Origin of the sequence: Pseudosulfitobacter pseudonitzschiae (assembly GCF_900129395.1) — a bacterium.
Classification (GTDB): domain Bacteria; phylum Pseudomonadota; class Alphaproteobacteria; order Rhodobacterales; family Rhodobacteraceae; genus Pseudosulfitobacter; species Pseudosulfitobacter pseudonitzschiae.
Genome location: NZ_FQVP01000004.1, coordinates 345491 through 358426, shown reverse-complemented (window position 1 = coordinate 358426; position 12936 = coordinate 345491). Strand labels below are relative to the sequence as shown.

At 65.1% G+C, this 12936-nt stretch carries 11 protein-coding genes; 8 read left to right on the top strand and 3 right to left on the bottom strand.

Translation table 11 applies throughout. From position 1 onward, the window contains the following. Positions 1–131: 131 nt before the first annotated feature. The 4 genes from BUC08_RS13505 to polA all read left to right on the top strand — a co-directional run bounded on the left by BUC08_RS13505 (position 132) and on the right by polA (position 4384). On the top strand, positions 132–596 hold the full coding sequence (locus tag BUC08_RS13505; protein WP_037922957.1) for a DUF1203 domain-containing protein: 465 nt from the start codon (positions 132–134) through the stop codon (positions 594–596). A 66-nt stretch (positions 597–662) separates the two neighbouring features. After that, the gene (locus tag BUC08_RS13500; protein ID WP_037922955.1) at positions 663–842 is read left to right on the top strand and encodes a zinc-finger domain-containing protein; all 180 of its coding nucleotides are present in this window, start codon (positions 663–665) and stop codon (positions 840–842) included. Continuing rightward, a complete protein-coding gene (locus tag BUC08_RS13495) occupies positions 809–1504 on the top strand; it encodes a TIGR02117 family protein (RefSeq protein ID WP_412458487.1) in 696 nt (231 codons plus the stop codon). The genes BUC08_RS13500 and BUC08_RS13495 overlap by 34 nt, the downstream gene beginning before the upstream one ends. A gap of 81 nt (positions 1505–1585) precedes the next feature. Further along, positions 1586–4384: a DNA polymerase I gene (polA, locus tag BUC08_RS13490; RefSeq protein WP_037922952.1), complete on the top strand. Its 2799-nt coding sequence runs from the start codon at positions 1586–1588 to the stop codon at positions 4382–4384. Here polA and BUC08_RS13485 read toward each other — a convergent pair. From BUC08_RS13485 to BUC08_RS13475, 3 genes are all read right to left on the bottom strand, one after another. Then, on the bottom strand, positions 4381–4608 hold the full coding sequence (locus tag BUC08_RS13485; RefSeq protein ID WP_037922950.1) for a DUF2798 domain-containing protein: 228 nt from the start codon (positions 4606–4608) through the stop codon (positions 4381–4383). The genes polA and BUC08_RS13485 overlap by 4 nt on opposite strands. Before the next feature lie 106 nt (positions 4609–4714). Then, a complete protein-coding gene (locus BUC08_RS13480) occupies positions 4715–5473 on the bottom strand; it encodes a hydroxypyruvate isomerase family protein (RefSeq protein WP_037922947.1) in 759 nt (252 codons plus the stop codon). A 52-nt stretch (positions 5474–5525) separates the two neighbouring features. Next, positions 5526–6101 carry a DUF1285 domain-containing protein gene (locus tag BUC08_RS13475; protein WP_037922944.1) on the bottom strand — a complete coding sequence of 192 codons (576 nt, stop codon included), beginning with the start codon at positions 6099–6101 and terminating at the stop codon, positions 5526–5528. 91 nt (positions 6102–6192) lie between these two features. Here BUC08_RS13475 and BUC08_RS13470 point away from each other — a divergent pair, with 91 nt between their 5' ends. From BUC08_RS13470 to BUC08_RS13455, 4 genes are read left to right on the top strand one after another with little or no spacing between them, the layout of a single operon-like run. Further along, positions 6193–7197 (top strand): AAA family ATPase, encoded by a 1005-nt coding sequence (locus BUC08_RS13470; RefSeq protein WP_037922942.1) that lies wholly within the window; start codon positions 6193–6195, stop codon positions 7195–7197. After that, entirely contained in the window at positions 7194–8081 is an 888-nt protein-coding gene (locus BUC08_RS13465; protein ID WP_037922939.1) for a DUF58 domain-containing protein, read from the top strand. The genes BUC08_RS13470 and BUC08_RS13465 overlap by 4 nt, the downstream gene beginning before the upstream one ends. Next, complete coding sequence (locus tag BUC08_RS13460) at positions 8078–10840, top strand: DUF4159 domain-containing protein (RefSeq protein WP_037922938.1); 2763 nt, start codon at positions 8078–8080, stop codon at positions 10838–10840. Before BUC08_RS13465 ends, BUC08_RS13460 begins: the two co-directional genes overlap by 4 nt. Next, positions 10837–12882 (top strand): membrane protein, encoded by a 2046-nt coding sequence (locus BUC08_RS13455; RefSeq protein ID WP_037922935.1) that lies wholly within the window; start codon positions 10837–10839, stop codon positions 12880–12882. The genes BUC08_RS13460 and BUC08_RS13455 overlap by 4 nt, the downstream gene beginning before the upstream one ends. Positions 12883–12936: the final 54 nt, after the last annotated feature.

Below are 12936 nucleotides of genomic sequence, written 5' to 3'. Positions count from 1 at the left end.
GCGCACCGCCGGGGTGAACCGTTTTGAACAGGATTGGCGGAATTGAACTGTACATCGACGGTTTGCGCAGGAAACGGGTCGATGGGCCGCACCCTGTAGGCCTAGCTGGACACAGCACAAGGAGACGCCCGATGCCAACGTTCACAGCCCTGCCCACAGAAACCGTCGAAGCCTGGCGCGCGGGCGCGCCTGATGCCTATGGCAACCCGCCCGAGCGTCACATCTCGAACGGCGCGGGCAACCCTTGCCGCCATTGCCTGAACCACGTGCACAAGGGCGCGGATATGTTGATCCTCGCGCACAAGCCTTTCGAAGGAACGCATCCCTATGCGGAAACCGGCCCGATATTCCTGTGCGCCGATCCCTGCGAACGGGGTGGCGGCACGGACCTGCCCGCGATCTTGACCTCGTCTCCCGACTATCTGATCAAGGGCTATGGCACCGACGACCGCATCGTCTATGGCACCGGCGTCGTGGCCCCCGTGGCCGAGCTGCACCAGCGCATCGCCGCGATCTTTGCCGACCCCACGGTCGCCTATATCCACGCCCGCAGCGCGCGCAACAACTGCTATCAGTTGCGGATCGACAGGGACTGATCCCCCTTGCATGGGGGCGTCCTTGTGGCCCATAAAGGCCCGACTATCGGACCGATGAGGACGCCCATGACCCTGCAAGCCCCCGAGACCAAAATCGTCGAACAATACCGCGTGGCCTGTGACGGCTCGGAAGGTGCCTTGGGCCACCCGCGCGTCTGGTTGCAGATCCCGCAGGACACGGGTTGGGTCGAATGCCCCTATTGCGATTGCAAATTCGTCCACGCCGACCACAAGGCCGAAAGCTGAAACGGCTTGCCGTTTGCCTGCTTGTCCTGATCCTTTGCTATCCTTGCGCTGCAATTGTCGGTGCGCTGGTGCCTTCAGCGCACATTGCGGATGATGGCAGGCCTGAACATCAGGTGCTGCTGATCGCAGGGCCGATCCACTATGATTTCATCCTACCGCTGGACGACGCGACGCGCACGGCTTTTGCCGACCTGCCCGATGCGGCACTGCTGATGGATCTGGACGGCGCGCAAAACCTGCTGGTCGGCTGGGGCGCGCATGATTTCTATACCACCGTCGGCGCCTATGGCGACGTGACAGCGCAGGCGGCGTGGCGCGGGTTGACCGGCGACAGTTCCGTCATCCGTCTGGATGTGGTGGGTGCCGTACCGCCCGAACTGGAATTGCGCAGCCTTGCCATGACCGATGCGCAATATGCGCGTTTCCTGACCGCCCTGCGCGCCACCTTTGGCGACGAGAGGCCGCTGGCCACTCCGGGCTTTACCGACACGGACCTTTTCTATCCGGCCAAGGGCCGCTTTAACGGCTTTCGCACCTGCAACGTCTGGGTCGGCGAAATGATCCGCGCCGCGGGCCTGCGCTTTGGCCTTTGGACGCCGTTGCCGCTGTCGGTCAGCCTGTCGCACTGGCTGTATCAATCCACAGGCAGAACCGCGAACTAATTCCGCCTGCCACCGGCACGCCATCTGGAAGCCTTGGCCCGCCTGTGGCACAAGAAGGTCAAAATTTGCAGCGAGGGTGTGATGTCATCAAAATTCGGAAAAGGGTGCCACCTGCACCTGATCGACGGCTCGGCCTTTATCTTTCGCGCCTACCACGCCCTGCCGCCGCTGACGCGCAAGTCGGACGGGTTACCGATTGGCGCGGTCGCGGGCTTTTGCAACATGCTGCAGCGCTATGTCGAGGGCAACACCGGCAGCGACGTGACCCACGTGGCGGTGATCTTTGACAAGGGCAGCCACACCTTCCGCAACGAGATGTACGACCAGTACAAGGCCAACCGCGAAGCTATGCCCGAGGACCTGCGCCCGCAGATCCCCCTGACCCGCACCGCGACCGAGGCGTTCAACATCGCCTGCAAGGAAAAGGAAGGCTTCGAGGCTGACGACATCATCGCCACGCTGGCCGTTCAGGCCCGCGCCGCCGGGGGCCGCTGCACCATCATCAGCAGCGACAAGGACCTGATGCAACTGGTGGGTGACGGCGTTGAAATGCTGGACGCGATGAAGAACCGCAGCATCGACCGCGACGGCGTGTTTGAGAAATTCGGCGTCTATCCCGACCGCGTGGTCGATGTGCAGGCGCTGGCCGGCGACAGCGTGGACAACGTGCCCGGCGCGCCCGGCATCGGCATCAAGACCGCCGCCCTGCTGATCAACGAATTCGGCGATCTGGACACGCTTCTGGCCCGCGCCGAAGAGATCAAGCAACCGAAACGCCGCCAAACATTGATCGACCATGCCGACCAGATCCGTCTGAGCCGTGATCTGGTACGGCTGGACGAGAACACGCCGCTGGACTTCACGCTCGACGATCTGGAAGTGCGCGACCCCGATCCCGAACGGCTGATGAATTTCCTGGCCGAAATGGAATTCCGCACCCTGTCCAAACGCATTGCCGAGGCACTGCACGTCGAAGCGCCGGTGATCGAGGACAAGGCCCCCGCGCCCGCCGACATGCCCGAGACCGAAACCGTACCGTTCAACCCGGACGCCTACGAACACGTCCGCGACGCAGCCGGTCTGCAGGTCTGGATCGACCGCATCCGCGAACGCGGCTGGGTTGCCATCGACACCGAAACCACCGGCCTGAACGAAATGACCGCCGATCTGGTGGGCATTTCGCTGTGCGTCGATCCGGGTCAGGCCTGCTATATCCCGCTGATCCACAAGGACAGCGGCACCGACGATCTGTTCGGCTCGGACGAACTGGCCGAGGGGCAGATGCCGCTGGAACAGTGTCTTGAGATGCTGACGCCGGTGCTTGAGGACCCTTCGGTCCTGAAAATCGGGCAGAACATGAAATACGACGCCAAGATTTTCGCCCAGCTTGGCATCACCGTCGCGCCCATCGACGACACGATGCTGCTGTCCTATGCGCAGCATGCGGGCCTGCACAATCATGGCATGGACACGCTGTCGGAACGCTATCTCGGCCACACGCCGATCCCGATCAAACCGCTGCTGGGCTCCGGTAAATCCGCGATCACCTTTGACCGCGTGCCGCTGGACAAGGCCGTGGCCTATGCCGCCGAGGATGCCGACATCACCCTGCGGCTGTGGCAGACCCTGAAACCGCAATTGCACCGCGTTGGCGTGACCAAGGTTTACGAGACGCTGGAACGCCCGCTGGTGCCGGTGCTGGCCGCGATGGAACGGTCCGGCATCAAGGTTGACCGCGACACGCTCAGCCGCATGTCCAATGCCTTTGCGCAAAAGATGGCCGGGCTTGAGGACGAGATTTACGAGCTGGCAGGCCGCAAATTCAACGTCGGCTCCCCCGCGCAAGTGGGCGAGGTGCTGTTCGAGGACATGGGCCTTGAGGGTGGCAAGAAGGGTGCGAATGGCAAATATTCCACCGGTGCCGACATTCTCGAAGACCTGGCAACCGAACACGATTTCCCCCGCCGCATTCTGGACTGGCGGCAGCTCAGCAAGCTGAAATCGACCTACACCGACGCGCTTCAGGATCACATCAACCCTGACACGGGCCGCGTGCACACGTCCTATTCCATCGCGGGGGCATCCACCGGGCGTCTGGCCTCGACCGATCCGAACCTGCAAAACATCCCGATCCGCAGCGAAGAAGGCCGCCGCATCCGCGAGGCTTTCGTGGCCGAGCAGGGCAAGACGCTGGTGGCGCTGGACTATTCCCAGATCGAACTGCGCATTCTGGCGCATATCGCGGATATTCCCGAACTGAAACAGGCCTTTGCTGACGGCATCGACATTCACGCCCTGACCGCGTCCGAGATGTTCAACGTACCGCTGGACGAGATGACACCCGACATCCGCCGTCAGGCCAAAGCGATCAACTTTGGCGTCATCTACGGCATCTCTGGCTTTGGCCTGGCCCGCAACCTGCGCATTCCGCGGGCCGAGGCGCAGGGGTTCATCGACCGCTATTTTGAACGTTTCCCCGGCATCCGCACCTATATGGACGACACCAAGGCGTTCGCCAAAGAGCACGGCTTTGTCCAGACCCTGTTCGGCCGCAAGATCCACACGCCCGAGATCGCCAGCAAAGGCCCCCGCGCCGGTTTCGCCGCCCGTGCCGCGATCAACGCGCCGATTCAGGGCACCGCCGCCGATGTGATCCGCCGCGCGATGATCCGTATGCCCACCGCCATCGCTGAGTTGCCCGCAACGATGCTGTTGCAGGTCCACGATGAACTGTTGTTCGAGGTCGACAACGGGTCAGAAGACGCGCTGATCGACGCCGCGCGCAATGTGATGGAAAACGCCGCCGATCCGGTGGTGAAACTGGACGTGAAACTGACCGTGGACGCCGGCAAAGGTGCGAACTGGGCCGAAGCGCACTAACCCTGAACGGTCAGCCGCATCACCATCCGCCGCGCCAGCGGCGCCACGAACAACACAACCGGAAAGGCCACGGCCCAACTGGTCAGCCACGCGCCCATCCAGACGCCAAGGAAACCGTCCCACACGTCGGTGGCACGCAGCATGCTGATACCCGACACAATCAGCGACATCATCCCGCTGAGGAAAAAGCCAAAGGCAATGTGAGCGTAACGCGCGGGAATCATCGGCGAACCTTTCCGGACTGGGTGCCGAAGATTTCCCATAACAGGCCGACACGGTCCAGCCTCCCAGAGTTCAAAAACCCGTCGTGAGGCCAGCGTTCAGCGTCCCCTAGGCCCGCTTCATCCAGCCCAGGGTCTTTTCCGTCGACCCACCCGGCGTGTATTCCGCCGACACCCAGCCGTCGTAACCGCTGTCGTCAATCGCGCGGAACAGGGCGGCAAAATCCACTGTCCCTTTCCCCGGCGGACCACGGTCCGGCGCGTCCCCGATCTGAATGTGGCGGATCAATGGGCGCAGCGCGGCAAAGGAGGACAGAGCATCGCCGGTGATTTCCTGCGCATGATAGCTGTCCCATTGCAGCGCCAGGTTGTCCGCACCCACGTCGGCGATGATCCCCGCCGCCAGATCGAAATCGTTCAGGAAATAACCGGGGGCCGAGGCCGGGCACAACGGCTCCAACGTCAGCGTCAGCCCCTCGGGTGCCAGATCGCAGGCGCGTTTCAGGTTCTCCACCATCACCGCCCGCGCCCCGTCGCCCTGCGCCACACCGGCCATCACGTGAATGAACGACACGCCCAGCGCCTGTGCAAACCGCGTGGCGCGGCGCATGTCGTGGGCAAAGCGGTCCTCGCGACCTGCAATCGCAGCAAAGCCGCGTTCCCCGCCTGTGTAATTCGGCGGCGGCGCATTGATCAGGATCATCTCAAGCCCGTTGCGGCGCAGGGCTTTCTGGATATCTCCGGCGGGAAAATCATAGGGAAACAGCACTTCGACCGCCTTGAACCCCGCATCGGCTGCCGCATCAAAGCGGTCGAGAAAGGGCAGGTCGGGCCATAGGTGTGTAAGATTGGCGGCAAATCTGGGCATGGTCGCAACCTGCCGCACCGCGCGCGGCGCGCCAAGGTCTAATCGTAACCGTTCAGGGCAATTCATCCGATGGAATGATGCCAAAGAATTCCCCCCTGGACCACACCCCGAACCAACCCTCGTGATGGGTGCCGACGTCCACAAGCCGGTAAAAGCTTTTGCGGTCGATCAGCGCCTCGAGATTGCGGCGCACCAGGACATAGGGTGACGGCTCGCCGGTCTCGGGATCGCGCTCCACACGGATCGGGGCGTCGGGGCCTGCGACGGTGACATCGTCGGTCTTGGTCACGAACGTCAGCACCTGATCGGTGCCTTCGCCTTCAGCCTCAAAGTCGATGGCCAGGAACGGCGCGTCTTCGACGGTGATGCCAACCTTTTCCACCGGAGTGACCAGAAAATAGTCATCGCCTTCGCGCTTGAGAATCGATGCGAACAATTTGACCAATCCGGGCCGACCGATGGGCGTGCCCTGATAGAACCACGTGCCGTCGCGTTTGATCTGCATGTCCAGATCGCCGCAAAAAGCGGGGTTCCACTTGTCCACCGGCGGCAGTCCGCGCGTTTTTGCTGCTTTAATCGACGCAACAAGGCTGTCTGCGTTGGGCGTCACGGTTTTTTGTCCGCTCATGACTGAAAATTGCCCCTTCCGGCTTTTGCTATTTCGCGTTTGCACGATACGTTGTCTGAAAGAGTAATATAACCTGCGAGAGTGAAAAGTCATGAGTGACGCCGAAAACATGGTGGCCGAGATCGAAGCCCTGGGCGAGAAACTGGGTCAGGCCAAGGCGTCGATCACACGGCGGTTCATCGGCCAACCGCGCGTGGTCGAACTGACGCTGACGGCGCTCTTGTGCGGTGGTCACGGGTTGCTGATCGGCCTGCCCGGTCTGGGCAAGACGCGGCTGGTGGAAACGCTCAGCACGGTCATGGGGCTGGACGGCAACCGCGTGCAGTTCACCCCCGACCTGATGCCCGCCGATATTCTGGGCTCCGAGGTTCTGGACACCGCCGCCGACGGCAGCCGCGTGTTCCGCTTTTTGCCCGGCCCGATCTTTTGCCAGTTGCTGATGGCCGACGAGATCAACCGCGCCTCGCCACGCACGCAATCGGCGCTGTTGCAGGCGATGCAGGAAAAAACCGTAACCGTCGCAGGCGAGGATCGCCCCTTGGGCACGCCCTTCCACGTACTGGCCACGCAGAACCCCATCGAACAAGAGGGCACCTACCCCCTGCCCGAGGCACAGCTTGACCGCTTTCTGGTCCAGATCGACGTGGCCTACCCCGACCGCGAGACCGAACGTGATATCCTGATCGCCACCACGGGCGAGGCCGAGGCACAGGCCGTGCCGGTGTTCTCGGGCGGTGAATTGCTGGCGGCCCAGCGGTTGCTGCGGCGGATGCCCGTGGGCGACAGCGTGGTCGAGATGATCCTGGACCTTGTGCGTGCCTTCCGTCCCGATGCGCCTGACGCGTCGCAACAGGTGCGTGACACGGTGGCATGGGGCCCCGGCCCGCGTGCCTCGCAGGCGCTGATGCTGGCCGTGCGGGCCAAGGCGTTGCTGGATGGCCGTCTGGCCCCTTCGGCCGAGGATGTGGTGGATATGGCGCGGCCTGTGCTGACGCACCGTATGGCGTTGAACTTTGCCGCGCGGGCGCGGGGCGACAGCCTTGTGAACCTGATCGAAACCACCGCAGCGGGCCTGTCCCGCCGGGCTGCCGCGTGACACCAGACCCGATCACCCTGCGCCAGTCAGCCGAGGATCAGGCCGCCCGCCTGCCCGCGCTGCTGGCCCGTGCCGAGCAATTGGCCGGTGCCGTCCTGTTGGGCGACCATGGCCGCAGGCGTGCGGGGACGGGTGATGATTTCTGGCAATACCGCCCGGCACAGGCGGGCGACAGCCGCCGCATGATCGACCACCGCCGCAGCGCGCGGGGCGACACGCAATTCGTGCGCGAACGGGAATGGCAGATCGCGCAATCGGTCATGCTGTGGTGCGACCAAGGGGCATCGATGCGATTCAACAGCTCTGACGCTTTGCCGACCAAGGCCGAGCGCGCACGCGTCCTGACACTGGCGCTGGCGATCCTGCTGGTGCGTGGCGGTGAACGTGTGGGCCTGACCGGCACCCGTCTGCCGCCACGGCGTGGACGGATGCAGGTGGTGCGATTGGCCCAAATGCTGTCCGAGGATTCTGACGACGATTACAGCCCGCCCGAACACCGCGCGATGATCCCCCATGCGCAGGCGCTGTTCGCGTCGGATTTCATGGGCGACATCGCCGACGTGCAACTGGCCCTGACCAAGGCCGCCGACCGTGGCGTGCGAGGCGTGTTGATGCACGTTCTGGACCCGTCAGAAGAGGCATTTCCGTTTCGCGGGCGCACGATCTTTGAAAGCGTCGGCGGCACCCTGCGCCACGAAACGCTGAAAGCGAACGACCTGCGCGACCGCTATCTGGAGCGTCTGGCCGCCCGCAAGGCCGAGCTTCAGCGCCTGTGCGCGCTGACCGGCTGGCACTATGGCGTGCATCACACCGACAGCAGCGCGCAATCCGCGCTGTTGTGGCTGTACCGGGCGATGGACCGCTCGGTGGTGGTGCGCGGATGACGGTTCTGGGGGGCATCGGATTTACCGCGCCGTGGTTGCTGGTGGCGCTGGCGGCGCTGCCGATCCTGTGGCTGATCCTTCGCGCGGTCCCGCCCGCGCCGATCCGCCGCCGCTTTCCCGGCGTGGCGCTCTTGCTCGGGCTGACCGACGCCGATGCCGTGTCGGACCGCACGCCGTGGTGGCTGATGCTGCTGCGGATGCTGGCGGTGGCGCTAGTGATCCTTGGCCTGTCCGGTCCCGTGATGAACCCGCAGACCGAGCGTGCCCGCGAAAGCGGCCCGCTGCTGGTGGTGCTGGATGGCACCTGGGCCGGTGCCGCGCATTGGCCACAAATGATCGAAACATTGCAGGGCGAACTGAACCGCGCCGCCGCAGACGACCGCACTGTCGGCATATTGCAACTGACCCGTCCCGAAGCACCGGCGTTTCAGGCCGCGAACACATGGTCCACGCGGCTGGCCGGGTTACAGCCTGAGCCTTGGCAGCCGGACAGCGCGCAAATCGATACAGCCGTTGAGTTGATCGCGCAAAGCGGCGCGTCCAGCGCTCTTTGGATGGGTGACAGCCTGGCCTATGACGGTCAGGACCGCGTGCTTGCGGCGCTTGAAACGCTTGGCCCCGTGTCCGTGGTCCAGTCCGGCCAGACCACATTGGGCATGACGCCCGCAACCTATGCGGATGGCGCTGTGCAACTGTCTGCCCTGCGTGCCGCGGCGGGTCCGGCCCGAGCGGTGACCGTGCTGGCGCAGGGGCGCGATCCCGCTGGCAACCCGACCACACTGGCCACCGCACAGGCCGAATTTGCCGATGGCGCGACCAAGGCACTGACGGAACTGGCCCTGCCTGCCGAACTGCGCGCCCGCATCACCCGTTTCGAAATCCAGGGCGGGCGCAGCGCCGGTGCGCTGACCCTGACCGATGACAGCCTGCGCCGCCGCGAGGTTGCGCTGGTCGCAGGGCGCACCGACCGCGAAGGGCTGGAGCTGCTGTCGCCGCTGCATTACCTGCAACAGGCGCTGGCCCCCACCGCCGACCTGCTGGACGGTGCGCTGGATGATGTGCTGCCTGCCAACCCCGATGTGATCGTGCTGGCCGATGTGGCAACGCTCACCGACGACGAAACCGCCAAGCTGGCCGATTGGGTCGAAGAGGGCGGGCTGCTCTTGCGTTTTGCCGGACCGCATGTGGCCGCCAGCGACATCAGCCGTGATGCGATCGATCCGCTGATGCCCGTGCGCCTGCGCAGCGGTGGCCGGTCGGTCGGCGGCGCGATGAGCTGGGGCGAACCGAAATCGCTGGCCCCCTTCCGCGACAGCTCGCCGTTTTTCGGCCTGAACATCCCCGATGACGTCCGCGTCAGCGCGCAGGTTATGGCGCAACCCGGCCCCGATCTGGCCGAGGCGGTCATCGCCGACCTGTCCGACGGCACGCCGCTGGTCACCCGCAAACGCCTGGGGCAGGGGCAGGTGGTGCTGTTCCACGTGACCGCCAACGCCGAATGGTCCACCCTGCCGCTGTCAGGTTTGTTCGTGGAGATGCTGGAGCGTCTGGCCGTGTCCTCCGCCACCACGGTCCCCGAGGCCGCCGACCTGCAAGGCACCGTGTGGCAACCCGAACAGGTGATGGACGGCTATGGCGTGCTGCGCGATGCGGGCACCCTCCCCGGCATCGAGGGGCCGACTCTGGTCGATGCCCCGCTGGGACCGCAGATGCTGCCGGGGATTTATGCCTCGGAGGACCGGTTCCTGGCGCGTAACGTGCTGACGGCGGATGCGGTTCTGACCCCCGCCACATGGCCCGCGCGCATTCCCGTCACCGGCTTTCGCAGCGCCCCGCCCGAGGCGCTGGGAGGCCTGCTGATGGGTCTGGCGCTGTTGCTGTTGGCGCTGGATGTGGTGGCGTCGCTTGCGTTGTCCGGACGGCTGGGTCCGACCCGTGGCGCGGTGGCGGCACTGGCGCTGCTCTTGATGGTGCCGCAGGGCGCAGATGCACAGGACGACGACATCCAGCGCGCCATCGAGGCCACCTCCGAGGTCGTGCTGGCCCACGTGCTGACCGGCAACGCCGATGTGGACGAGATCGCCCAAGCCGGCCTGCGCGGCCTGTCCGATACTTTGTACTTCCGCACCTCGGTCGAACCTGCACTGCCGATGGGCGTGAACCTTGAAACCGACGATCTGGCGTTCTTCCCCCTGCTCTACTGGCCGATCACCCCCGACCAGCCGCGCCCCTCTGCCGAAGCCTATGCGCGGCTGAACGACTACCTGCGCTCGGGCGGGCTGATCCTGTTCGACACCCGCGACGCCAATGTCGCAGGTTTCGGCACCGCCAGCCCCAATGGCCGCAAATTGCAGGATCTGGCCGCACCGCTGGACATTCCGGCGCTGGAACCTGTGCCCGCCGACCACGTGCTGACCCGCACCTTTTACCTGCTCCAGGACTTTCCCGGTCGCTACACCAGCCGCGAGGTCTGGGCCGAAGCCTCGCCGCCCGGTGCCGAACAGGTCGAGGGCATGCCATTCCGCAACCTCAACGATGGCGTGACTCCGGTGGTGATCGGTGGCAACGACTGGGCGGGGGCCTGGGCGGTTGACGCCTCGGGCAATCCGATGCTGCCGGTGGGGCGTGGCTTTGGCGGCGAACGCCAGCGAGAGCTGGCCTACCGCTTTGGCGTCAATCTGGTCATGCATGTGCTGACCGGCAATTACAAAAGCGATCAGGTCCATGTGCCTGCCTTGCTGGATCGGCTGGGCCAATGACCGGAACCGTGATCTTTGACCCGCTGTTGCCGTGGACATGGCTGGCCATACTGGCAGTGATCGCACTGGCTGGCGTGGTGCTGGCACTGGTGCGGGGCCTGCGCGGCTGGGCCTTGCGCGGGGCGGCGGCGCTGGTGGTGTTGGCCGCATTGGCGCAACCTTCCTATCAGGTCGAGGACCGCGCGCCGCTGAGCGACATCGTGATCCTGGCCGAAGACACCAGCGCCTCGCAAAGCTTGCCGGGGCGCAGCGAACAGACCGCACAGGCGGCTGACGCGCTTGAGGCGCAACTGGCCGCGCGCCCCAACACCGAAGTGCGCCGCATCACCGTGCCGGACGCCGAGGGCGATGGCGGCACCAATCTGATGGCTGCCCTGTCCGACGCGCTGGCCGAGGAGCCGCAGGCGCGGGTCGCGGGCCTCATCGCGCTCAGCGACGGACAGGTCCATGATGCCGATATGGCGCTGGCCCTGCCCGCGCCGCTGCACCTGCTGCAATCAGGCTTTGCTGATGACTGGGACCGCCGCCTGACCGTGGTGGGCGCACCTGCCTTTGCCATCATCGGCGAGCCGGTCACCCTGACCCTGCGTGTCGAGGACATGGGCGCCGCGCCGACCTCTGAGCCCTTTGCCGAGCTGGATATTTCTGTGGACGGCGAAGCCCCCCAGCGGTTCCGCGTGCCGGTGGGCCAGGACATTGACCTGCCCGTCACCCTGCCCCATGGCGGGCGCAACGTGATCCAGTTCACCACGCCCACGCAAGAGGACGAATTGACCGCGCGCAACAACACCGCGCTGATCCAGATGAACGGCGTGCGCGACCGGCTGCGCGTTCTGCTGGTGTCGGGCGAGCCGCACGCAGGCGGGCGCACATGGCGCAACCTGTTGAAATCGGACAGCTCTGTCGATCTGGTCCACTTCACGATCCTGCGCCCGCCCGACAAACAAGACGGCGTGCCGGTGGGCGAACTGAGCCTGATCGCCTTCCCGACACGGGAATTGTTCATGGAAAAGATCGAAGACTTCGACCTGATCATCTTTGACCGCTACAAGCGGCGCGGCATCCTGCCTGCGCTCTATCTGGAGAATGTCGCCAACTATGTGCGCAACGGTGGGGCTGTGCTGGTTGCCGCGGGACCGGACTTTGCCACGGCTGACAGCCTGTTCCGCTCGCCTCTGGGCGCCGTGATGCCGGCGGTGCCCACCGCGCGCGTGCGCGAAGAGGCCTACCGCCCCAAGGTCACCGAGCTGGGCGAACGCCACCCCGTCACCACCAACCTGCCGTCGCGCGGCGACTGGGGCCGCTGGCTGCGCCAGATCGACGTCAGGCCGAATTCGGGCAACGTGGTGATGTCCGGCATCGACGACAGCCCGCTTCTGGTGCTGGACCGCGTCGGCGAGGGACGTGTGGCGCTGCTGGCCTCGGATCACGCATGGCTGTGGTCGCGCGGCTACGAAGGCGGCGGACCGCAACTGGAACTGCTGCGCCGTCTGGCACACTGGATGATGAAAGAACCCGAACTGGAAGAAGAGGCGCTGACCGCCACGGCCAGCGGCCAGTCGATGCAGATCGAACGCCGCACGCTCAGCGATACCGTGCCGCCAGTGACCGTCACGGCCCCCGATGGCACCACCACCGAACTGACCCTGCGCAACGTGGCCCCCGGCCAGTTCATCGCGGATTACCAGGGCCCCGAGATCGGCCTCTACCGTCTGGAAAACGGTGACCAAAGCGCCGTCATCGGCCTTGGGCCTGCCGCCCCGCGCGAGTTTATCAACACCGTCGGCACCGCCGAATTGCTGCAACCGGCCATAGACAGCACACGCGGCGGCGCGCTGCTGCTGGAGGATGGCCTGCCCGACATCCGAAACGTCCGCGAAGGCCGCCCTGCCGCGGGACGCGGCTGGATCGGGCTGACGCCCCGCAACGCTTTTGAAACCCGCGACGTGCGCGCCACTGCACTGTTGCCGGGCTGGCTGGTCCTGATGCTCAGCGCGCTGTTCATCGTCGCCGCATGGCTGCGCGAGGGGCGTCGCCGCTGACACTTCATCTTGCCGGATAAACTCCGGGGTGAGGCCGCAGGCCGAGGGGTAGCG